Raw genomic sequence first — 20,214 nt, 5'->3', positions numbered from 1 at the left:
CCCACCGGCGTGTGCGGGTGGGCGGGTTGTGAATAAAAAATTGAATCAGGTCGGTTCGATATACGACACAATGAAGTCGCGGGATTGTTCAAAAATTCCGGCATCCTCTTCGCTAAGATCAGGGCCGACCTCACCCCTCACCACACTGCGCACTGTCACACCAGCAACCACGCCGGTATGCACGCCAGGACCAAGTTTCGCAGCAAGCAATACCGCTTTTTGTTCAGGGTAGCTTTTCGCATATACCGTCACCTGCACACGCGAACGTACCAAGACGCGCTTTTCGGCGCGGGCTACCGTCGCAAATTCGTTGCGCCCGATTTCCCTGATGCCGATAGCGGGCAACTCGCTTTCTTGAGGTACGGTACCTGCATCCACACGCTCAAGAGGCACCAACGCAACCACCGCGGAATTAGCCTGCAGCAAGGCCCGCATTACTTTCACAGCACTCATGGCTCCTCCGGTGGCGGTGAAGCGTCCAGGCCCGCGAGTGTCAGTCGCTTACGTAGTTGGTCGACCACCGCTGCAAGCGCCGCTGTATGTCCAGCATCTGCCGCCGGCCTCATATATGGATGGGCTTGAGCTCCAGGATGGTCGACGGATTCGACAACAGCACCACCGATCTCCAATGCGCGCGCATCTTTCGGCGTGATCTTATGCGGACGGGTTCCGAATTCGACCAGCTTGGCATACCACGCCTTACGGCTACCCACCTTCAATGAGGCGGTAACAACGCCGCCTTTTAGCTTAGTGGAAATCCGAATACTTTTTTTGAGCTCGCCCATGTGAACAGGCACGAGTTCCTTCACCTTGTCTCGATAGACGACGACCCCTGCACGTATAGCCGACCGCATGATGTTCTTCTGCAGCTTGCCCGGCAAGGTCTTCAACAAGTCGTCCAGCTTCTTGCCGCCGGAAATAGCCAGATCGTCAACGCTCATGATGAAAACCCCTCAACCATAAATTCCAGCTCGGTGCGCCCCGTGATAACCGCAGGGCCGGCGATGATCTGCAAGATACGTTTCGCCCCTGTCAGCTCGACAATGCGCATCACACTCGTTATCTCGGGCCGGTAGCGAATACGGACACGCGCCGAATTGGCAGCCAATCGCAAGCCGTTATTCACAGCCTCAGACTTGCTGGGCATGACGTCGACGATCTCCGCCCAAACCTCTACCACCGGCAGCCATGAGCTTGGCAGTTTCGTTCCGTAATCAGGGTCTACAGCAGCGCCGGGCCGCTCGATTCTTATCCGGCCCTCATACTTGAGCGCACTCATGAATGGGTCCTGCAGGCATCCAGTAGACGCTCAATGTATGTCGACTGAACCGTGTCCCGTTCCGTGCGCGTCACTGGGTCGAACTGCTCGACCAACTTTGCCAGTATGTAGAGGCGGATATTGGCCGGCGTGCTTTCTGCACTTTCGCCGTGACCACAGATAAGCCTGATGATTACTGCCTCACTAGAACGGGAGGTAACCGGCCAGCTGGCACCAGCAGCTGGCGCCAATGCAGTTTTATACCGGCCGCGACTCAATCTCCAGGCAGTAGGGCTGAGTTCTTTGCGCAGCCCTTTGGCGTCAAGGTAGGATACAGATTCGATACTGATGACCGGGTGCGGCAAACCGATGGTGTCGCCAAATCCATCTAACGTCACCTCCCAAGTCTGCGGCATCAGGCACTGGCCAATTTCGTGCTCCAGTTCGGCGATGATGCCTTGCAGCCAGATTTCGATCAGGGGATCAAGGTACTCGCCATCTACACGCAGATTTAACTTGGCCTGCTCCAGCGTCACTGCGAGGATGGCTGGAGGGATGATGCATATTTGGCTCATAGCAGAATGCCTGGCTATGAGCACATCAGGCAGCCGCGACGTCAGCAGCCGGGACGGCCTGCCCGGCACTACCTCCGCTGTCTACGAGAGACACCGTATCAGCTGGTGCCTGTGGCGCAGTCAAATCCTGCAGAGCGCCTTCCACAAGAACGCCAGGCTTTTCTGTGCAGACGTCTGCACTCGCACCAATATGTGCACCAGCCTCAGTCGCACCCGACTGGGCCTTGCTCGACTTTCCGCCCTTATTGCGCGCCGGTGGCTCCATCTTGTTGGCGACCGCAGGCGCCGCCTTGTTTTCGCTGGCATCGCTTGCCAACACGACCAAGCCAGCCGCATGCAGGTCATTGGCCAGTTGCTCGGTCAAGCTCGCCTCGCCGCGCTTTGTCATTTCAAGCTTGCCGTGGATAAAATCACTGGTTGCTACGACATCGATCATCATCTTGTTCTCCAAATAAAAGAGGCCGGCGATTGCTCGGCGGCCGCTCATTGCAAAAGTAAATTACCCTGGAGTCATGTCGCCCTTGACGAACGCTTCTGGGCGGTAGACCGCCAATGCCAGACGCTCTTCCGCGAGGATGGTGACTAGGTTGTTGACGAAGTCGTCTTCATTCTCCGTAGCCACCGTGACTTGCGCCTGCTCACGATCGAAAACCTGCGCGCCCAACTGGAAGGCGCCGACCAGGAACTGATCAAACGTCATGGCCTGCGTCGGCACAACTGGACGGCCCCAAAGCGCCGGCAGTGCCATCGATTGCGGATTGGCAAAAATGTAGCTGCCGATATCGTTTTTCAACAATTCGATAGCCGCCCAGTCGATAGGGTTCAGAACGATGCCGGTCGAGGGATATTCCGCCAGCTCAGCCTGCAGCAACGCAAGGCGCAATACATCAATGCGAGTGGCGTTGGCGATCACAAGAGGCGCGGCATACGCCGTGGCCTGCGTGTTGATGCCATGGAGATTATTGCCTACGCCGCTGCCCTTGAGCAATTGCGCCTCTTCGACCAGGCCCAAACCGTAACGCAGTTTTACGTCAACAATTGATTGCAGCTGCGGAAAGTCGGACAAAATTTCAGTGGACGCCTTGATAAAGTGCGGAATCTTGACGACCGTCGCCTGTTTCAGTGCAAAGGCAATGTCGGACTGCGGCTTGCGCGCGCCTTCAGCAGTAGTAGCCGCGTTATTCGTGAAGCCCGTTTCTTGCAAGTACTGTACCAAGTTGCTCCCGGTACGGCCTGGCGAAATCAGGTCGCGCACAGTCAGGCGGCGCTGCGGCAGAGTTTGCACGCCCGCCAGACGGTCAGGCGCGACGCCGGCGCCGGCGCTATTGGACAAACTGGTGATGGCCTTTACAGGCATTGTGAAACGGCTTCCCTTTTGGCCGGCGCTTTGTTCCAGGTATGCCGCGTACTCCTTCGATTCGGTCAACAGCTCGCCGACACTTTTCGCGCCACTGGTATCACCGCCGCCAGGCAAGCGCGCTTGCTTCTGTTGCACGTCCATTAGCTGGGCCTGCAACTCGCCCTGCTTTACCAGCAATTCGTCAACCGTTAGCTTGGTCTTCGCGGACATATCGCCGGCCTTTTTCGCTTCGTCTAGCGCCTTTTCGCCGACCTCCTTGACTTGGTCACCGATGCGCTTCAGTTCTTTGATGATGGTTTCGGGATCATCGGCGCACAAGATCATGCCATTGCGGAACATGTGCGCCATGCCCATCGCGTAAAGGCGGGCAATCACGCTCAGGACAAATGCTTTGAGTTGGTTCTTCATAATTTCCTTATTGGGTGAGGGTAAAATTCCGCAGCGCGGAAAGAAGCTCGCTGTTTTCGCCACCGGGCTCACCCCGGGAAAGCAGTTCTTTCAAGCCACGGCCAGCGATGACCGTTGCCTGACTTTTCGAAAACCCTGCCTCGCGCAGGTAGTCTTCAAATTCTGGAAGGCTGGGCAGTCTGCCCGCCTTGATGATGTGACCCATCGACTTGACGCTGTCGATCTGCGCCTCGGCATTGGCCGGGAAGGTGACGATGCTGATCTCTTGCAGATCCAGCTTGGTCAGCGTGCGGATGCGGTCCTTTTCGTTCCAGCTGTCTTCCAGCACGTAGTAGCCGATCGACAGGCCCTTGACGATGCGCCGCTTCATCAGCTGGTAGGCCTCGGCCGCCTTGACGATATGATCCTTGAGCAGGAAGCCTTCGACCTTCAATCCGTGGGCGTCCTCTGCCAGCACATCATAGCCACCGATCGGCTGGCTGGACTGGTGCTGCCACAGCGCCGGTAGTGGGTCGCCGCTGGCCTTGATCGCCTCCAAGCTTTCGGCAAAGGCGCCAGGGGCAACGATCTCACGATAGCTGTCCACGTTGCCGAAGACCGAACCGTAGCCGCTGAAGGTACCGTCCTCATTGACAGCATCCGCCTTGAAGGCAAACTGCTTGTGCTGCAGTGTTGCGCCGCTTCTATGTTTCATCATCATCCTTTGAAGTATCGATGCCGAGCCAGGTCAAGATCGCTGATTTGGCAGCCTGGGCCGAGCTGGTAATTTTGCCGAGGAGGGTCAGCGGTATCAGGTTGCTCTGAACTGTCAGCTCATCGCCGCCCGGCATTGGTGGGAGGTTCTCAAAAGCGCGTATCTCGTTACGCGTCAGCCAGCCGTTCTGCCCACCAGATGCGTAGAAGGCGCTACGTGCCGCAGCATCTGCACGCAGCAGGCCTTCGAGGCTGAACTCGGCGAAATAGGTCAGGCGTTCTGCTGGCGACAGCAACCCTTTTTTGATGCCCTGCTCAATACGGGTCAGGTAGGGGCGCAGCGCGAAAGTGAGGAAGCCGAGCATGATCTGTTCACGGCCAGTGCCCCAGTTCGAGACCGCCGTGCCGTGGCCGATCATTGACGGCGGCACGCCAAACCAACGGCACATCTCTTCGATGTTGAAGGTCCGCGTCTCCAGCATTTGTGCATCCATGGGGTTGATACTGAGCGGGACATAAGTGGTGTCGCCTTCCAGCAGCATCATGCGACCGCCCGTTTCGGCGCTGCCGAACAAGCTATCCATCAGCTTTTCTTTCATCAAGCCGCGCTGCTCTTTGTTCAAAAAGCCCTTCATGGACAGTACCGCTGTCGGGCGCATCCCGTTTGCGAACATCTTCGCGCTGGCCCTGTCGGCCGCCATCGCTGCGCCGAAGCTGCGCCGCGCATAAGCAATCGGCGAAAGACCGCACAACCCGTCCGTGCCGAAGCCCTTCACGTGCCACACTTCGGCGTCGGTGTACTCCTTCAGGCCGAGCGGATCGGAGTACACGTAGGTCACGCTGCCATCACGCTCACGGCGCACGCGCATCAGATCCGGCCGCAGCGGGTCCAGCGCAATAAGCTTCAGTCCAGCGTATGTCTTCAGGCAATACGCATTGCCCCACAGGCAAAGCTGCGCGATGATCGCCTCCCAGAATTCAACCGCAGTCATATCCGCGTTCGGCGAATCATGGAGGATCGTGTACAGCGGATGCGCGCGCGCTACCTGCCGCGACTCGCCGTTGCGCTGGTAGACCATCAGCGGCAACGTGGAGATGGTTTCCGAGATCAAGCGCACGCATGCCCACACCGTGGCCATCTGCATTGCCGTCTTTTGATTGACCACATGCCCCGATTCCGGGTCGCGACCACCTGCCTCGCGATAGCCCTTTACATCGAAGATCGAGAACGATTTCCGCGCAAAGGCCATCACCTTTTTGAATAACTTCATGTGGTCACCGGTTAGATAAGTACTCGTCAAGACTGCCCTGCTCCTCATGCGAGGTTGCCCGGGTCAGCGCCATCACAGTCGCGACAATTCCATCGATGCGCCCATTGGCGTTCGACTTCTTTTTGTCGGGGCGGAAATTGCCATTTGAATCGAAAAGAAGCGCGGTATTTGCTGCGCACCAGCGTAAGACGGGATTACCGCCATGCTTGAATACCAGCCCGTAGACCAGCTCCTCCAGGCGCTTGCTGCCAGGATGCATGCCACCAGTGTTCTGCGGCACCTCCACCAGCGGCACGCCTTCGTCGATTAGGTCGTTCGCCAGCTGCAGCGCGTTCCACCGATCAAAGCCGATTTCGACCACGTCATACTCTTTGCGCGACGCCAGGATGCGCTCGCGCACCGGCTTGTAGTCGGTGACGTTGCCTTCGGTGCCATTGATCCAGCCAGCCTCTGCCCAGGCCTTGTAGGGCGCGGCATCGTCGTGTTCCTCGAAGTCGATCTTCGCCTGAGGGCACCAGAACCAGAGCAGCACGTACCACTCGCCGCCCTCTTCGTCTGGCGGAAACACCAGCGAGTAGCATGTCAAATCGCGAGTGCTGGCCAGGTCAAGACCGCCAAAACAGCGCCGACCCCGCAACATCGCAGGGTCGAACTTGGACTTGCCCTTGTCCCATACGCTGATATCAAACCAGCCATCAGCGCTGTTGCACCAGATGTTCAAGTCCTTCGTCTTGAAGTTGGCGCGGGCGCCCGGCAGTGCGGCAGCCTTCCGCGCCATGCCGCGCATGTACTCCAGCGTCTTCGACCTGCCCAGGCCGGGGTTGGCCTTGATCCAATTGCGCTCATCGAAGGGGTCGTCATCATCGTCGAGCGTGTAGACGTAGCCGAAAAACGCATCGTCAACACGCTTGCCTTCGAGTACCGATATCAGGTAGGCCCGCACCTCGGTACAGATCCCGTCCAGGATGAAGCCAGCCGTTGTGATCGCCGACAGCAGCGGCTGCAACCGGGCGCCCAACGCCGACTCCATGACGTCCCAAACATCGCGGTTGCGCTGCGCGTGCAGCTCGTCGAACAGAATCGCTGACGGGTTCAAACCATCCAGGTTCTCGGCATTCGCCGGCAGCGGTGCGAACACCGATAGACCCACCGAACTATCCAGCTCCACCTTTTCCTGGTTCAACCCGCCAAACACCTTGAACGACTTGGCAGCCCCCTTGGAGCGGCGCACCCAGCGCTTGATGTTGTCAAATGCTGGCCTGAAAACAGTCATTGCCTGCGCCCTGGTGGTGGCCACCGCGTAGACTTCAGCGCCGACCTCGCCATCCATGCTGAACAGATAGCTGCCCTGCGGCCCCTTCCAAGTGGACTTACCATTCTTCCTGGCCACCTCTTCATAGCCGCGATTGAAGCGGCGCGCACCATCAACTTGCCTGCGCCAGCCGTATAAAACGGCGGTCCAGAACTTCTGCCATGGGTCCAGGTAAATGGGCTTGCCCGCCAGCGGGCCCTTGATGTGGACAAAGAATTTCTCGATGTACTCGATGATGTGCCAGCCATGCGCCGGCACGAACACCAGGCCGCGCGCGCCGGCTTTAAGCAGGTCGTCGTAATGCCGCTTGACTGCCAGGTACACCAAACGGCCGACCACGATTTCGCCGCGCAACACAGGCAGGCCGTAGCCCGTGTCCCACTCCTCAGGATGCGACGGCGTTAATTGATCGACCTTCTTCCTGGTGAGCTGGTGGCGTGGGCGACGAGATCGCCGAACAGATCGTCCTGACCGGCCTTCTCGCCCGTGTCCTTCCTTACCCTCGCCAGCGACGGGATTGTCAAACACGCTTTTGGTAGCCATTGGCCCAACTCCATTTTGAGCCGCTTCTCATCATCGGCCCAGGGCAACGGCGTAACCCATCCGGTTTTTGAAACTTGCGTACGGCCTTGCGCGGCGCACATCTTCGACGCCTTGATCCAGTCGCAGAATGTTCTGACAATGACTGCGATCGGCATGCCGGCGGTCAGGTGTTCAATGCCTGCCTGCCGCAGCGATTCGCACAGGTATTCGTAGACCTGCAGTTCTTCACCACTCAGGTCCACGACCGGCGGCGGCAGCGGTGAGCTTGTGTCACCACCACTGGTGACGTGGCCGGCGCCGACAGCGGGCAAGCCGGTTTTGAAGTTTGGATTTTTGTCCATGGGTTTCTCCTGCATGATCAGTGGCCGAAACCCCCCAGGGGTAGTTTTCGATTTCCATAAAAGTCTGGGTAACCAGTCGGTTTCCTGGATTTTTCGGTTTTAGTTTCGACCCGCCCCGGCCTCATTTCGGTCGGGGTCGGCCCCTCGATGGGGCTGGCCTTGCCCGCGCGCGGCCTCGTGCGGCCTCGGTTTTGCTTTTCGCGTCGTGGCAGTCCAGGCACAGTCCCTGGACGTTGCTCGGGTCATCGGCGCCGCCCTCTTCCAGCGGCACGATGTGGTCGCGCTGCACTGCCGGCCGGGCCAACCCTTGCCGCTCGCATTCGGCGCACAGTGGATTGGCGGTGAACAGCTCAGCTCGCATCGCCTGCAGGCGTCGCCCGGTGATGCGCTTGGTCGCATCTGGGCGCTTTCCCCATACAGGCTTCGGATGCGCGGCACAGCGCCCGCTGCCATCGTTGACCAGGGCGCGGCAAGCGGGGAACGTGCAAGGGCGTGGGGCGGCTGTAGGCATGGGACTCACCAGGTAGAGCAACGATGTGCAGACGTCTGCACAAAACACCCCACAAGGAATGGCCGTGGGTAGTGGTTGATACGCGCGCTGCTGCGCAATATCATCAACACAAATAAAAAAGCCCACCGAAGTGGGCAAGCACCAGAAACGAATGTATCCCCCGCTATGGAGCGGATCGAGATAGATCACCTCTTTCGCTGTTGAGAAATCGTCTCGTTAAACGCAAAAAAGCCCGCTTGTGCGGGCTTTAGGCGTTAGTGCTGCGAGAATGACCGAAATATACACCCGCTGTAACAGCCGCGTCAAGCTATTGCAAAAACTCCTCAACCACGCCATCAGCAACAAAGCTTGGAGCGAGGCGGTTCAATGCCATCTCCTCAAGCTCCCGCACATGCCCCTGCATCTTCGTCGATGCCCGCTGATAAGTCATGTGGCTTGCACCAAATGACTTGGCCAGGTCGCGCACCGTGATATCCAGCTGCTTATGGTTGGCGAACAATCGCCCCAGCATGCAGTCGACTGCATGCGGGTTCAGCCCAGGAAACATTGGCCGGAACCAATCCGCCAATCCCTTGATGGCCTCGATGCGCTCAACCGAGAAAGCAAAGCGGCGACGACCATCAACATCCTCGAAATCCGTCTGCCCGTACTTCGCTTGCAACACCCACATTTCTGTCTTCGGCAGCCGATGTTTTACCGCCTGCAGCACCATGGCACACTGGGCGCGCACCTCGTTGCCATCCAGCCCGCCGAAGTTAATTGTTCCCGACGACGCGCCGCGCAGCTGCTCCAGCCAGCAACGCTGACGTCCGCTCAACTGCACCGACTCCATCGCCTTGATGAGTGCCGCCCGCAACGGCGCATCCTGCTTTGCCTCCTGGGCCATGATCAGGAACGACACATGCACCGCCTGGCCCACGTTTTCAAATACCGCCTCTTCCGCTTTCACTTCCATCGCCTAGCCCCTTTTCTCGTTGTCCAATGCTGCCTGCCATGCCACTTGCCCACTCCGTGATTCGTATTCCCCTGGCGCCGCGTCACACTCATCCAGGATGACCCTATTGCCCCGGCCGTCCTTGCCGATCCGAACCCCTCGCACTGGCGGTCGGCCTATCTCGTGCCCGCGCTCCACTGCGTGGAACACACCATCCCCCTTCAGTCCCCGCCGTATCTGCCTGTCGATGTAGTCCTTACCGAAGGCATCACGCAAACCATCGATCCAGGCCGCGACGGTCGGCATCTGTTCCCTCATGTTTCCGTTGCTCATGAGACTCTCCCGTTATTTCGTCCGACCTGCAAAAGGTTGGCCAAAAGGTTGGACGGCTGAAACCCGCATGCTTGCTTGCTTTGCCAACCTCCCAACCTACCCAACCTATTTCTAGGTTTGACTGGAAAGGGGTTTATGGAAAATGGCCACACACGCACGCGTATACGTGCGTACGTGCGCGTGTGCGCTTGCGCGTCCGGGTTGGCGAGGTTGGGAGGTTGGCGGGGCCGCATTCTGTGCGGGTTCCAGCCGTCCAACCTTAAATTAGCGAGGTTGGACGGATGGTCCAGCCAGGCCGAAATATCCGAACGTGCCGCCTGCAATTCCGCCTTTTCCGCCTGCGCACACGGCGCCCACGATCCCTGGCAGACGATTGCTGCTACATCGCCCATGACGTTAGATAGGAAGCGCATCAGCGTCCTCCTGTGCTGCCTCTGTCGATGCCGCTACCGACGCCACAGGCCGCGAATAGAAGCGCTCACGCGCCCCTGACGTTTCCCTGTCCTTCTTCCACCCCAGCTTGCGCATGATCGCGCCAATACGCATGGTCTCCAGCTTGGCCGGCCCCAGCTTCGATATCTCGAAGTGCAGCCCGCGCGTCAGCAAGTCCAGCACGGTCACGCGATCAATACGGCCATTCAGCTTTGGTATGCCCTCGGCATCAAGGCCTTCCAAGTAGCGATAGATATGGCCATGCCACGGGTCTGGTATCTCGCGGTTCTCCTGCTCAGGTGAGATCAGGCGGTCCTGCTGGTCGCGCGTCGGATACCACAGCACGCCGGCGTTCATCATCGCCACCGCCTCGCCGAACAACTGGTCGCGGGCCTCCATCAACGCTTCCATGTCAATGCGGCCGGTGGCCACTGGCCAGAAGCGCCGGTTGCCGGTCGTGTCCTTGAAATACTCGCCCTCGTTGGTCGTCGCCGCAAAGGCGCAGCGGCGCGGCATGTTCTTCATGCGGCGGCCATACGGCTCGCGGAACCTGTCGACGGTCGACGACATGAACGCCTTGATGGCGGTGACCTCTGACCTGTTGAACTGCTCCAGCTCGGCCACCTCGTACAGCAGCACGCCCTGGATCGACAGGTAGCCGTCCTTTTCGCCCATGCGGAAAGGCGTGTCGGCAAACCAGTCGCCGCCCAACACCTTCAGCGCGGTCGACTTGCCCTCGCCCTGGCCGCCCTCGAAAACGGGCGCATGGTCGTGCTTCACCCCTGGGCGATACGCACGCACCACCACGCCGACAAAAAACATGGTAGCCACCAGGCGCAGGTATTCGCTGTCGACGCAGCCCCAGTATTGCGACAAGGCCGAAGCCACGCGCGGCACGCCATCCCACATGGCGCCGCAGCGGTCCATGTAGTCGGTGACAGGGTTGAACGCATGCTCGCGCGCGGCCTGGGCGACACCGCGCTCGATGTCGCCGATGGCCGCCAGCAGCAGGCTATGGTGCTGCGACAGGTACACGCCGAGGTGGAAATCGTCGCCCTCAGTCCATTCGCCCGGTTCGCTGCGCCATGGCGTTGGCCGCCGCTTCACCTGCAGGCCGGAAAACAGATCCAGGCCCACCAGGCCGATCAGGCGCGGATCGCCCTGCATGACCATGTACACGTTCTCGCGGCATCCCTTGACGCCACCGTTCGCCGTCTGGATCAACTGCGACCGTAGCTGCTTAGGCGTCATGCCCGCGCCAGCTGGCAAAGGGGTCGATCCGTCGGCCGGCACGGAATCCATTTGCTCGTCGACCCAATCAGGCACATCGTCCTCCGCCCTGGCCGGCGCCGCGACCGGCTCGGCCACATGCTCTGGCTCGACTTCTTCGACGCGCAGCTTCGTCACCCAGGACATCACCTCGTCGACGCCGGCGCCGGCCGCCACCAAGTCAGCGATATCCCAGCCGTCCTTGACTTCGCCAGGAGCCGGAATATCGATGATATATACGGTACAGCCCAGCGCGCGCAACAGCTTGGCCAGCTTGGTCATCGCTGCCATGCCGGGCTGCTCATGCTCTGGCATGATCTCGCCAGCCTTCGTCGCGTGATTGTCCTTGTACCGCTTGGCATCGGTATCAGGCCACAAGATGACCGTGCGGCCGGCCAGCGGCGTCCAGTCGCTCTTGTCGTATGCTTTGCCGCCACCAGACCAGGACACTACATCCATGTCGGCGCCAAGCAGGACGTGGGCGGCATCGGTGCATTTTTCGCCCTCAACCACCAGCACCGGCAAATCCGGCCGCAATGCACCGCGCAAGTACAGCGGCCGCGGCGCCGGGAAAACCATCCATCGCCACTCGCGCCGCTTCGATTGAGGATGCTGCGCGAACACGCATGGCAACACCTCCTTGCCCTCGCCGTCCGACGTGGTGAATCGATACAGCACGCCCAGCAGCGCACCGGCCTGGTCGCGGTATTCCCACGACGCATCTGGCCGGCCTCGCACCACATGCGCCTTTGGATACGGCCCGGCATCGGCTGGAACCGGCAGAATGGGTTCCCAAGGCGTCTTCTTTTTAGCAACGGAAACTGCCTGTACCCCTTTGTCCGCTTGCGCGGGCGCGCGACTGGGGGTGTTTTTCGGCTTGGCCGAAACGATAGGGCGCGTTGCGCCAGGAGGGGAAAAATCGGACGGCGTCAGCGTGATGCCGAGCTGCGCGGCCAGGTCGGCGCACGCTTTGCCCTGCTTGACGCTGTGGATCTGCGCATAGAGGGAAATGAGATCAGCGCCGGCTACGCCGTCGTCGGAAAAATCAGCCCATACGCCGGCTTTATCGCCTTCGAGCCGTATCCGCATTGATTTGCCGGCTTCGCCGGAGGAAGAACCAATACAGAACTCGATACCTTCACGCACGCCGTTCGGGAACCAGGAGCTCAGCAGCGATTCAATGGAAAGGATGGCCGCGCTATTGACTGCGGCAAAATCGTCGAGAGTCACGCGGTACGCACCTTCGCCTTGTGCGCAACGCGCTGACTACCGTAGCGGGACGGGATCTGCGCATACTCCAGCGCGCCTTCGCGCACCAGGCCTGCGCGTGCCATATGCCGAGCGGACAATGGCGCCTTGGATGGCACGTGGCGCGGCCCTGCAACCTGCCCGGCCGTCGACGTCGCGGCGCCAACTACGGGGCCGGCATAGTCGCGGCCGCGCTGCGTGACGGCGTACTGACCGGTCTCAATGCGTACCACATGGCAACGCGTCAGCGAGTTGACGATGTCGCGCTCGAACGAGGTGATGGTGCCGCTCCAGCCGATGGCGCTCATCCAGTCGTTCAAATCGGCGCGGCCGCCCAACAGGAGCAGTTTGCGCACAGCGATATCGGGGCGCGTGCCGGCGCGTGGGACACGATAGACGCTCATGCCGCACCGTCCTGGCCAGCATCAGGCAGACAATACACGCGAATGGTCAACGCCATTAGCTCGGACAATCCACGCTGCAGGCCGTCGATATCAGCATCAAGGCAGGCCCGCTCGCGTGGATCGATCACTTCGTCTGCCGTCGCCTCTTCAAAGTGAGAAGCGAAGACGCCCAGGCGGACATAAATGTCGCGGAACTTTTTAGCCAGCGCCTCGTTGCCGTCGCAAATGTCTTCCGGTAGTTTTACGAAGGCGCCACCGCTCGATGCGGCCACAGCCTCAGCGAACAGCGTAGTGCCGGAGAAAGCCTGCAGCTGCAAGGCCGTGTCGACCGTCACGCCCTGGCCTTTGCGTTCGTAGACGCGGTTTTCCAGTCCGTTGCGGCTCATACCCAGGGCGGCCGCGATTGCGTCCCAACCTCCAGGAAATGCTCTGATCATGGCAAGGTACGATTTTTTGATTTTCACAACATATCCTTCTTCTTGGTGGTTGTTCTCATCACGCGGTCAAGCTACGCTTGCGACATGAAAATTTGTCCTGCTCATGCCCGGCTTCGCGGATCGACACCCACAACGGAATGCTCCGGTACGGTATCGAGAATGTTTGTTGACGAAGGTAGCTGACGTCCTGCACGACCGGACCCAGGGTCGAGCCGCCCTTCTGAACTAAAGACTTCTGGCCGCGCCAGTTTCAAGAACATAAGACGTGCACGCGGGATGCCGTTGCGGCGCCATTCAGATACGGACGGGTCTTTAACTTGGCAAATCCGTGCGGTTTCTGACGTGCCGCCAAGCGCGTCAATGATTTCGTCGGCTGTAAGTTCATTAGTCATGCCTTATTTTAGGCAAGCCTAAAGAAATAAGCAAGAATAATTTAGGCATCCCTTATGCAGAAATTGTTAGGATTACCTAATGGATTGGCATAAAAGACTTACGCAGGCCCGCGAGGCCAAAAACATCAAAAAATCAGCTTTTGCGAAGCTGGTGGGGGTATCCGCGCCGACAGTTACCGACTGGGAAAATGGCGATACAAAAATGATCGAAGGCAACAACCTGGTAAAGGTTTGTCAAGTGCTGGAGGTGCCGCCGGATTGGCTGCTTCACGGAACCGACAAAACGATAGAGGACGCTCGGAAGCTTTTGCCGGGAGCCGTTCCCATCTCACTTATCGAAGATGACGAGGAGGCGCTTTACCGCGTTAAATTAGTGCAATTGCGGCTACAAGCCGGAGTAACAGGCTTTCAAACAGAGCCTGACAACACCGACGGCGGGACTCTGGGGCTATCTAAATCATGGGTACACCGCAAGGGCTTTGACCCTGAGAGCCTTCTGGCAGTCAAGGTAAAGGGCGAAAGCATGGAACCTACTTTCTATGAAGGCGATACGATAGTTATAAATCTTGCCGACAAGAAGCTGACAGACAATGGCGTGTTCGCAGTCAACTACGGTGGGGAAGCTGTTGTAAAACGGCTCTCGCGTGACGCCGGCCAATGGTGGCTGATGTCTGACAACTCCGATCAACGAAAGTTTTATCGTAGGAATTGTCGAGGCAACGAGTGCATCATTATTGGCAGGGTGGTACGTAGAGAAGGCGACCACTTTTAACCCAATCACCTAAAGCAATCCACCCCGCATGCCGGGGTTTTTTTTCGCCTTGTCGAAAGTATCACAGCAACACCACCATCAAAATTTAGGCATACCGAAAATATTATCTTGACTGTTTCTTTAGGTATGCCTAAACTTCATCATGTTAGCAACCACAACGATGGAGCAAAGACGATGGCCCCCCCCGCAAACACCACTCTCACCGTCGACGGCCTGATGGCCGCCGCCTTCAACCGGCCACGCCAACCACGCAGCTCTGCGTACTGCGTCGGCGTGCGCACCTTCCTGGCTCAGCGTATCGAAGGCACCCCCATAGCCCTTCCATTTGAGCCGGGCACCGCCGAAGCCGATGCCTTCTTCGCCGGCGAAGACGAAGGCCGCTTGATCCTGGCACGCGCATGGGAAGCGGAGCAAGTCGCATGAGCACCACCACCCTCCTGGGCCGCATCGAGCAATGCATCGATGTCGCCACCCACAAACACCCGCTTGATCGCGCCATGTGCGCCGAGACCTTCATCGCCGCTCTGTCCGGCGTGCTGCAGCGCGACGACATGGCGCTGTCGAACCGCGTGTTCGCCCTGCTGACCATCCCGAAAAAAGAGGCCGTCAAGTGAGCGCCTTCCGCGTCACCGTCAAAACCTCGCTCGGCGTAACGCACTACTACGCGCTGGCCAGCACGGCCGCAGGTGCGTGTGAGGACGCCGTCGACGCCCAGTGCGGCGAACCGTGCGGCGTGACCGCGCATCCACTGTAGGAGGCCGTAGCCATGCCCTCGACCGCTACCCGCAAGCCGGCCAAAGCACCGCTGCCATCGTCGCAAAGCCTGCATGACACGCTGGCCAGCGCGAACGACGCCGCCCAGCTGGCCCGTTTTACGCGCAACACCGGCTGCGCTGCCAAGGAAGTCACTGGCGCCGATGGCCGCCTGTCCATCCTGCAGGTGTTCGAGGCCATGCGTCACCGTGGCTACCACGTCACCGAGCCAGTCCGCCCACAGCAGCAGCCCCGCGCCGGATTTACCGCCTGGTGCGTGAGCGTGACGCTGCCCAAGGGCATCAGCTTCAAGCTCGCCTACCACACCCCTGGGACCGTCAAATGACCACCCCGTTCGTCCACCTGGCAATCGACGTCCGCAGCGTGCTGGCCAGGCCGCTGCACGAACTGCGCGGATTCGCGCACCCGGACGGAAAACCCATGACACCACGCCAGGCGAAAACCGCCCTGGCCGCGCAGCTGGCCGAGGGCAATGAACTGCTCCCGATCGGCAACAGCGCCCCATTCGATTTCATCAAACGCTAACCGGGCCATACCCGCCCACCACCAGGAGCCGCACATGAGCGACCTCGTAATCCCAACGCTGGCAAGCGCCCCCGCCAGCAGCATCAAAAAGAAGCCGGCCGTCAAGCCCACCGTGATCGACAGCACCGCCGGCGACGACAAGCCATCGTTCGGCGACGTGCCGATGGAGTGCATCACCGCTTCCAGAACCAACCCGCGCAAGATCTTCGATGACGCGGCGCTGGCCGACCTGGCCGCCAGCATCACCAAGCATGGCGTCGCCCAGCCGATCCTGCTGCGGCCGACCCATGTCGACGCCGGCGTTACCTTCTTTGAAGTTGTCGCCGGCGAACGCCGCTTCCGCGCATCCAAGCTGGCCGGTAAAACCACCGTGCCGGCGATCATGCGCAACCTGAGCGACGCTGAGGCTCTGGAGATCCAGGTCATCGAGAACCTGCAGCGCCAGGACCTGCATCCGCTCGAAGAGGCCGAAGGGTTTGAAGTGCTGATGCGCGAAAACGGCTACTCGGCTGACGTAATGGCAGAAAAGACTGGCAAGAGCAAAGCGTACATCTACGCCAGCTTGAAGTTGTGCGCGCTGGAGCCAGCTCCGCGCAAGGCGTTCTACGACGGCAAGCTGACCAAGTCGACTGCCCTCCTGGTGGCGCGCATCCCTGTCAAACATTTGCAAGAGCAGTGTGTTGGTGAAATCACACAAGAATGGAACCCATATTCAACGCGCCAGGCGGCCTCGCATATCGAGCGCAACTACATGCTCGATTTGAAGAAGGTCGATTTCAAAACGGCTGACGACTCGCTGCTCCAAGAAGCCGGGTCATGCACGGCATGCCCAAAACGGACAGGCAACCAGCCCGAGGTGTTTGCAGATGTCAGTGCAGACGTCTGCACTGACCCCATCTGCTTTAAATCGAAAACGGAAGCGCACGTTATCCGCATCAAGGAAGTCGCTGCCAGCCAGGGCCAGACGATCATCAGTGGCGCCGAAGCCAAGAAATTGATGCCGAACAGCTACTCACAACTGGGCGGTGGCTACGTCGATCTGGACCGTCCGAACTATGCTGATCCCGAGCATCGTACGTATCGTGAAATTCTCGGCGCAGACGCACCTGTACCCAAGTTGCTGGACAACCCGCACAAAAACGAAATCATCGAAGTCGTCAAGGTCGCCGATATCGCTCCGCTACTGAAAGAGCTTGGCGTCAAAATCAATGTGGAGACCGGCCGAGAATCAGAAGATAGCCGCGCGCGCGAGAAAGAGCAGGAAGCCAAGGCCAAGCTCGAACGCGAGTACCGTCACACCCTCTTCACGCAAGTGCATCACGCGTCGCTGATGATGAACCTGGTGTACGAAGACTTGCTGCTGGTCGCTGGCCTCATGTTCAACCAGCTGGGCGGCGGAACGATTCAAAAAAAGATGGTCATGGATCTGTACGGCTGGACCGAAGAAGAAACGCTCGGCTATCCGGACCGCGCCGGCAAACTACGTGCAGCGATTGCTGCGCTCTCCCCAGCGCAATTAAACCAATTCATCCGCGACTGTGCGCTGTCGCATGAGTTGCACATCTACACCTACAGCAGCTCCAGCAAGGATGACCCACACGCGCTGTTGGCGGCCGCCAAACGGGTCAAGGTTGACGCCTACTCGATCAAGGCTCAAATCAACGCAGCGGCAAAAGCCAAGGCCAAGACCAGGGCAGATGCGGCCAAGTATGCGGCCGTAAAAAAGGACGAGGCAGCAGCCAAGAAGGCAGAAAAGGCCAACAAGGCAGCACTGGAAAATATCGAACAGCTGGCGCCAGAGCAGGTTCCCGCATTCTTGAAGGTTTTTCCTGACCGCATCAACGAGCTTACCGAGTTTGCGCTGGAGAGCCGTCCGTTGTTCATCGCCCCGATTGAACAATGGGCGCTTGAAACTGGCCACCAATACAGCGGCGACGGATTCGTCAAGCTCAGCACCAACGCCTCAAGCATGGCGACGCATTTACCAGGGAACGAAGACGCAGCCAGCGGCGAAGACGAAGAAGACGCGGAAATGCTCGCCGAGGACATCGGCCTGAATGCGGTCATCGCGGCCGCTGAAGAGTCTGCAGCACCCACGCCAGCCGAGCCAGCACCGCAATCAGTCACGCCGGCACCCCGCGCACGCAAGCCAAAAGCAGCCGTAGCGCCGAAGCCATGGCCATGGCCCAAATCTGGGGCAGACGAAGCCGGAAAGGCTGGTGCGCAATGAAGATACTGCCCTTCGGATATCGTCGCCTCATGCGCAGCCTGGAGCAGCACCTCGCCGACCAAGCCGAGCAACGCGAAGACAAAGCCATCGCAGCGCACATGGCGGCCGTCAATGCCTCGCTCGGCAAACCGTCAAAACGGCGCCAGGGCCGCGCCGAGCCGATGCCCTACCGCCTGCATATCGCCGTCGCGTTCGCGTCGCTGGCCAGCGCCCTGTTCAGCCTGTACTGGTGGTACCCCTATCAATGAGAAGCATGATGAAACCGATTTACGTTGATCTACCCAGCGTGGCCAGCTTGGTGACGCTGGCCACCGCGACAATCCAGCGGATGGTAAGAGAAGGTGTGTTCCCGAAACCACGCCAGCTCTCGGCCAACCGTGTCGCATGGTTGTTGCGCGAAGTTGAGGAGTGGGCAGAAGAAAGGCCGGTTTCGGATTTACCTCCACCGACCAACTGCGGGCGAAAAAAATATGATGAGGGTACTAAGCAATAATACTCTTTAGAATAAATTCTTCAAGAGGATCTTTATTGCCATTTCTATACTCAACTATTGCATCTACATAATTCGGACGCGCATGTACAGACCATGATACTGGCCATGCACCAATTTTTCCCAAGAGCGCCCAAATAAGCAAACGAGACATATGCCCGTTTCCATTAACATATGGATGTATACCGAGGAACCAGACAAGAAAGTCAGCCAAAATGGAAACGTAAACCACTAAAAAATCTTCAAGTGGCTCCAAGCCTTGCGCCATTCGATCATCAAATTTCTTGAGTGCCTCAGTAAGTAAGGCATCGAACGTTTCCATATAGAAGGGCACAACCAGTGCGGGAAAACCGGTTCGCTTATCTCCTCCCGCAACTACGTTGTATTCCCTCAGGGCGTGACGAGTACCGCGATAATTCCCAGCAAAATAGTGATAATCCTTGGGAGTTACACCCCGGAAAACATACCTATGCCCCCTCAAAGTTCGAACACCGAAGCGCTCGAACTTTGAAATATCTTTGTGCATCGACACTAACAAGGCAGAGCAACGTTCTTCGACTTTATGTCCGTGCGGATGTTCCTCATATTCCCACGAAGGAAGTTTAGCTGCCATCTAGTAATTTATAATTAAGCTTGTATTACAAGTCGTGAAGCCCATTCCGAGCTACCATTAGCCGTACGCGCCGCCATAGCAGCTACAGCACGTTTAGCCAAATCTCTTTTAGAATCTGATATAGGAGCTTCAAAATTCCTATCAAAATTATCCAATCTATTCCGCAAATTATCAGACATTTGCTTGACTTTAATTATCTCATCACTAGCAGCAAAATGAAATACATTCATCTCGTTATGCAAAGAAGTAGCAGCATCACTTGCTATCGAAATAGTCGGCACGGAACAAGCGACAGCAACCATTACCACGGCACCGGCTTTCAATATAGATCTTTCGATAGTATGAATTGCATTCTCCACGCGCATCATTAACCCTTCACGCAGCCATGCACTTACGCGAAAATCATCAAATCCGTCCATTATTTCCCCCCTTTTTTTAAATCATTTAGAGTCATAGCTACTTCATTAACCTTATCTACCAAACTTGCGAATTGAGATGTTCGCATATCAACGCGTACAACAGGCTCAATATCCAATGAAGAATTAGTGCGCGACTTCCCCATCGCAAAAGCCGATGCATGATAAAAATCCAGGCACGACTCGTGACCCGCGATTGCAACCGAACAAATATTCGCCACCGCAGTTGCCATATTGTGAGGCCGTTTGTCTATGACAACCAGAGGGTCTTCTTTAAAACCCAACTGAGTTTTTAATAGTGCAATCTTCTCAGAAAAACCAGCAAATGATTCTGCCAATTCAATCAAAGCCTGCGGACTCATTCTGATCACCAACGCTGAATCTAACCCATCGGGAACCAAGCAACTCTGAGCAAAAACAATTTTTGCGTCAAAATCGTTAAAAGTCATCGAGCACATCTCAGCCGCGTAGCGCCGCTGAGGCATTGGAGCACTAGCAACATCAATGCTATATTTCGTGTCGCCCGACTCGGTAACACCTAGAGTCTGGATGGGAATCGGGTGGCCTTCGGAGCGCTCCTGGCTCGACATGATGCTCTTTAGAAGGGTTGAAGCAGGCTGCTTTGCAACCTGACGAGACGAAACTTTCGGTTTTGACATATCAAATTTGTGTT

The 20,214-nt window shown here is 58.1% G+C and carries 27 protein-coding genes; 8 read left to right on the top strand and 19 right to left on the bottom strand.

Annotated features, from left to right (window positions below):
- Positions 1-45 precede the first annotated feature (45 nt).
- The 16 genes from CLU93_RS18415 to CLU93_RS28625 form a co-directional block, all read right to left on the bottom strand.
- Positions 46-453 (bottom strand): hypothetical protein, encoded by a 408-nt coding sequence (locus tag CLU93_RS18415; RefSeq protein ID WP_143451764.1) that lies wholly within the window; start codon positions 451-453, stop codon positions 46-48.
- Complete coding sequence (locus CLU93_RS18410) at positions 450-941, bottom strand: HK97-gp10 family putative phage morphogenesis protein (RefSeq protein ID WP_099762798.1); 492 nt, start codon at positions 939-941, stop codon at positions 450-452. Before CLU93_RS18410 ends, CLU93_RS18415 begins: the two co-directional genes overlap by 4 nt.
- A complete protein-coding gene (locus CLU93_RS18405; RefSeq protein WP_099762797.1) occupies positions 938-1,279 on the bottom strand; it encodes a head-tail adaptor protein in 342 nt (113 codons plus the stop codon). Before CLU93_RS18405 ends, CLU93_RS18410 begins: the two co-directional genes overlap by 4 nt.
- The gene (locus tag CLU93_RS18400) at positions 1,276-1,833 is read right to left on the bottom strand and encodes a head-tail connector protein (RefSeq protein WP_099762796.1); all 558 of its coding nucleotides are present in this window, start codon (positions 1,831-1,833) and stop codon (positions 1,276-1,278) included. Before CLU93_RS18400 ends, CLU93_RS18405 begins: the two co-directional genes overlap by 4 nt.
- A gap of 25 nt (positions 1,834-1,858) precedes the next feature.
- Positions 1,859-2,272, bottom strand: a complete 414-nt coding sequence (locus tag CLU93_RS18395; protein ID WP_143451763.1) for a hypothetical protein — start codon at positions 2,270-2,272, stop codon at positions 1,859-1,861.
- A 60-nt stretch (positions 2,273-2,332) separates the two neighbouring features.
- The gene (locus tag CLU93_RS18390) at positions 2,333-3,601 is read right to left on the bottom strand and encodes a phage major capsid protein (RefSeq protein ID WP_099762794.1); all 1,269 of its coding nucleotides are present in this window, start codon (positions 3,599-3,601) and stop codon (positions 2,333-2,335) included.
- A gap of 7 nt (positions 3,602-3,608) precedes the next feature.
- On the bottom strand, positions 3,609-4,295 hold the full coding sequence (locus CLU93_RS18385) for an HK97 family phage prohead protease (protein WP_099764460.1): 687 nt from the start codon (positions 4,293-4,295) through the stop codon (positions 3,609-3,611).
- A complete protein-coding gene (locus tag CLU93_RS18380; RefSeq protein WP_180287879.1) occupies positions 4,285-5,565 on the bottom strand; it encodes a phage portal protein in 1,281 nt (426 codons plus the stop codon). The genes CLU93_RS18385 and CLU93_RS18380 overlap by 11 nt, the downstream gene beginning before the upstream one ends.
- A gap of 4 nt (positions 5,566-5,569) precedes the next feature.
- Positions 5,570-7,234 (bottom strand): terminase large subunit, encoded by a 1,665-nt coding sequence (locus CLU93_RS18375; RefSeq protein WP_099762792.1) that lies wholly within the window; start codon positions 7,232-7,234, stop codon positions 5,570-5,572.
- A gap of 44 nt (positions 7,235-7,278) precedes the next feature.
- Positions 7,279-7,761: a hypothetical protein gene (locus tag CLU93_RS28635; protein ID WP_099762791.1), complete on the bottom strand. Its 483-nt coding sequence runs from the start codon at positions 7,759-7,761 to the stop codon at positions 7,279-7,281.
- Positions 7,762-7,882: 121 nt separating this feature from the next.
- Entirely contained in the window at positions 7,883-8,122 is a 240-nt protein-coding gene (locus tag CLU93_RS28630) for an HNH endonuclease (RefSeq protein WP_257225138.1), read from the bottom strand.
- Positions 8,123-8,579: 457 nt separating this feature from the next.
- A complete protein-coding gene (locus tag CLU93_RS18360) occupies positions 8,580-9,227 on the bottom strand; it encodes a hypothetical protein (protein ID WP_099762790.1) in 648 nt (215 codons plus the stop codon).
- 708 nt (positions 9,228-9,935) lie between these two features.
- A complete protein-coding gene (locus tag CLU93_RS18350) occupies positions 9,936-12,470 on the bottom strand; it encodes a VapE domain-containing protein (protein WP_099762788.1) in 2,535 nt (844 codons plus the stop codon).
- The gene (locus CLU93_RS18345; protein WP_099762787.1) at positions 12,467-12,892 is read right to left on the bottom strand and encodes a hypothetical protein; all 426 of its coding nucleotides are present in this window, start codon (positions 12,890-12,892) and stop codon (positions 12,467-12,469) included. The genes CLU93_RS18350 and CLU93_RS18345 overlap by 4 nt, the downstream gene beginning before the upstream one ends.
- Positions 12,889-13,356 (bottom strand): YmfL family putative regulatory protein, encoded by a 468-nt coding sequence (locus tag CLU93_RS18340; protein WP_099762786.1) that lies wholly within the window; start codon positions 13,354-13,356, stop codon positions 12,889-12,891. The genes CLU93_RS18345 and CLU93_RS18340 overlap by 4 nt, the downstream gene beginning before the upstream one ends.
- 74 nt (positions 13,357-13,430) lie before the next feature.
- Positions 13,431-13,721, bottom strand: coding sequence for a hypothetical protein (locus CLU93_RS28625; RefSeq protein WP_099762785.1), 291 nt, complete (start codon positions 13,719-13,721; stop codon positions 13,431-13,433).
- A gap of 79 nt (positions 13,722-13,800) precedes the next feature.
- Here CLU93_RS28625 and CLU93_RS18330 point away from each other — a divergent pair, with 79 nt between their 5' ends.
- From CLU93_RS18330 to CLU93_RS18295, 8 genes are all read left to right on the top strand, one after another.
- Entirely contained in the window at positions 13,801-14,493 is a 693-nt protein-coding gene (locus CLU93_RS18330; RefSeq protein ID WP_099762784.1) for an XRE family transcriptional regulator, read from the top strand.
- Between the two features lie 174 nt (positions 14,494-14,667).
- Positions 14,668-14,916: a hypothetical protein gene (locus tag CLU93_RS18325; RefSeq protein ID WP_099762783.1), complete on the top strand. Its 249-nt coding sequence runs from the start codon at positions 14,668-14,670 to the stop codon at positions 14,914-14,916.
- Complete coding sequence (locus tag CLU93_RS18320) at positions 14,913-15,107, top strand: hypothetical protein (RefSeq protein WP_099762782.1); 195 nt, start codon at positions 14,913-14,915, stop codon at positions 15,105-15,107. Before CLU93_RS18325 ends, CLU93_RS18320 begins: the two co-directional genes overlap by 4 nt.
- 152 nt (positions 15,108-15,259) lie before the next feature.
- Positions 15,260-15,592, top strand: coding sequence for a hypothetical protein (locus CLU93_RS18315; protein ID WP_099762781.1), 333 nt, complete (start codon positions 15,260-15,262; stop codon positions 15,590-15,592).
- Complete coding sequence (locus tag CLU93_RS18310) at positions 15,589-15,792, top strand: hypothetical protein (protein WP_099762780.1); 204 nt, start codon at positions 15,589-15,591, stop codon at positions 15,790-15,792. The genes CLU93_RS18315 and CLU93_RS18310 overlap by 4 nt, the downstream gene beginning before the upstream one ends.
- A 34-nt stretch (positions 15,793-15,826) precedes the next feature.
- On the top strand, positions 15,827-18,022 hold the full coding sequence (locus tag CLU93_RS18305) for a ParB/RepB/Spo0J family partition protein (protein WP_180287877.1): 2,196 nt from the start codon (positions 15,827-15,829) through the stop codon (positions 18,020-18,022).
- Positions 18,019-18,270, top strand: a complete 252-nt coding sequence (locus CLU93_RS18300; protein WP_143451762.1) for a hypothetical protein — start codon at positions 18,019-18,021, stop codon at positions 18,268-18,270. Before CLU93_RS18305 ends, CLU93_RS18300 begins: the two co-directional genes overlap by 4 nt.
- A gap of 5 nt (positions 18,271-18,275) precedes the next feature.
- Entirely contained in the window at positions 18,276-18,515 is a 240-nt protein-coding gene (locus CLU93_RS18295) for a helix-turn-helix transcriptional regulator (protein ID WP_257225005.1), read from the top strand.
- On the opposite strand, the gene CLU93_RS18290 is transcribed toward CLU93_RS18295, so the two are convergent.
- From CLU93_RS18290 to CLU93_RS18285, 3 genes are read right to left on the bottom strand one after another with little or no spacing between them, the layout of a single operon-like run.
- Positions 18,505-19,125, bottom strand: a complete 621-nt coding sequence (locus tag CLU93_RS18290; protein WP_099762777.1) for a Fic family protein — start codon at positions 19,123-19,125, stop codon at positions 18,505-18,507. The genes CLU93_RS18295 and CLU93_RS18290 overlap by 11 nt on opposite strands.
- A gap of 14 nt (positions 19,126-19,139) precedes the next feature.
- Entirely contained in the window at positions 19,140-19,544 is a 405-nt protein-coding gene (locus tag CLU93_RS27890; protein ID WP_143451761.1) for a hypothetical protein, read from the bottom strand.
- On the bottom strand, positions 19,544-20,200 hold the full coding sequence (locus CLU93_RS18285; protein WP_143451760.1) for a hypothetical protein: 657 nt from the start codon (positions 20,198-20,200) through the stop codon (positions 19,544-19,546). The genes CLU93_RS27890 and CLU93_RS18285 overlap by 1 nt, the downstream gene beginning before the upstream one ends.
- Positions 20,201-20,214 lie beyond the last annotated feature (14 nt).

Source organism: Janthinobacterium sp. 35, assembly GCF_002754575.1.
Classification (GTDB): domain Bacteria; phylum Pseudomonadota; class Gammaproteobacteria; order Burkholderiales; family Burkholderiaceae_D; genus Janthinobacterium; species Janthinobacterium tructae.
Note: the sequence above shows the minus strand (reverse complement) of the source record. Positions and strands in the feature narration are given on the sequence as shown.

Excerpts from the sequence above, each read along its gene's own strand:
- CLU93_RS18285 (WP_143451760.1), bottom strand. The coding sequence starts at position 20,200 with ATGTCAAAACCGAAAGTTTCGTCTCGTCAGGTTGCAAAGCAGCCTGCT.
- CLU93_RS18405 (WP_099762797.1), bottom strand. The coding sequence starts at position 1,279 with ATGAGTGCGCTCAAGTATGAGGGCCGGATAAGAATCGAGCGGCCCGGC.
- CLU93_RS18400 (WP_099762796.1), bottom strand. The coding sequence starts at position 1,833 with ATGAGCCAAATATGCATCATCCCTCCAGCCATCCTCGCAGTGACGCTG.
- CLU93_RS18295 (WP_257225005.1), top strand. The coding sequence starts at position 18,276 with ATGATGAAACCGATTTACGTTGATCTACCCAGCGTGGCCAGCTTGGTG.
- CLU93_RS18390 (WP_099762794.1), bottom strand. The coding sequence starts at position 3,601 with ATGAAGAACCAACTCAAAGCATTTGTCCTGAGCGTGATTGCCCGCCTT.
- CLU93_RS18345 (WP_099762787.1), bottom strand. The coding sequence starts at position 12,892 with ATGAGCGTCTATCGTGTCCCACGCGCCGGCACGCGCCCCGATATCGCT.
- CLU93_RS18300 (WP_143451762.1), top strand. The coding sequence starts at position 18,019 with ATGAAGATACTGCCCTTCGGATATCGTCGCCTCATGCGCAGCCTGGAG.
- CLU93_RS18310 (WP_099762780.1), top strand. The coding sequence starts at position 15,589 with ATGACCACCCCGTTCGTCCACCTGGCAATCGACGTCCGCAGCGTGCTG.
- CLU93_RS28630 (WP_257225138.1), bottom strand. The coding sequence starts at position 8,122 with ATGCGAGCTGAGCTGTTCACCGCCAATCCACTGTGCGCCGAATGCGAG.
- CLU93_RS18290 (WP_099762777.1), bottom strand. The coding sequence starts at position 19,125 with ATGGCAGCTAAACTTCCTTCGTGGGAATATGAGGAACATCCGCACGGA.
- CLU93_RS28635 (WP_099762791.1), bottom strand. The coding sequence starts at position 7,761 with ATGGACAAAAATCCAAACTTCAAAACCGGCTTGCCCGCTGTCGGCGCC.
- CLU93_RS18320 (WP_099762782.1), top strand. The coding sequence starts at position 14,913 with ATGAGCACCACCACCCTCCTGGGCCGCATCGAGCAATGCATCGATGTC.
- CLU93_RS18380 (WP_180287879.1), bottom strand. The coding sequence starts at position 5,565 with ATGAAGTTATTCAAAAAGGTGATGGCCTTTGCGCGGAAATCGTTCTCG.
- CLU93_RS28625 (WP_099762785.1), bottom strand. The coding sequence starts at position 13,721 with ATGACTAATGAACTTACAGCCGACGAAATCATTGACGCGCTTGGCGGC.
- CLU93_RS18360 (WP_099762790.1), bottom strand. The coding sequence starts at position 9,227 with ATGGAAGTGAAAGCGGAAGAGGCGGTATTTGAAAACGTGGGCCAGGCG.
- CLU93_RS18315 (WP_099762781.1), top strand. The coding sequence starts at position 15,260 with ATGCCCTCGACCGCTACCCGCAAGCCGGCCAAAGCACCGCTGCCATCG.
- CLU93_RS18305 (WP_180287877.1), top strand. The coding sequence starts at position 15,827 with ATGAGCGACCTCGTAATCCCAACGCTGGCAAGCGCCCCCGCCAGCAGC.
- CLU93_RS18325 (WP_099762783.1), top strand. The coding sequence starts at position 14,668 with ATGGCCCCCCCCGCAAACACCACTCTCACCGTCGACGGCCTGATGGCC.
- CLU93_RS27890 (WP_143451761.1), bottom strand. The coding sequence starts at position 19,544 with ATGGACGGATTTGATGATTTTCGCGTAAGTGCATGGCTGCGTGAAGGG.
- CLU93_RS18330 (WP_099762784.1), top strand. The coding sequence starts at position 13,801 with ATGGATTGGCATAAAAGACTTACGCAGGCCCGCGAGGCCAAAAACATC.
- CLU93_RS18395 (WP_143451763.1), bottom strand. The coding sequence starts at position 2,272 with ATGATGATCGATGTCGTAGCAACCAGTGATTTTATCCACGGCAAGCTT.
- CLU93_RS18385 (WP_099764460.1), bottom strand. The coding sequence starts at position 4,295 with ATGAAACATAGAAGCGGCGCAACACTGCAGCACAAGCAGTTTGCCTTC.
- CLU93_RS18415 (WP_143451764.1), bottom strand. The coding sequence starts at position 453 with ATGAGTGCTGTGAAAGTAATGCGGGCCTTGCTGCAGGCTAATTCCGCG.
- CLU93_RS18410 (WP_099762798.1), bottom strand. The coding sequence starts at position 941 with ATGAGCGTTGACGATCTGGCTATTTCCGGCGGCAAGAAGCTGGACGAC.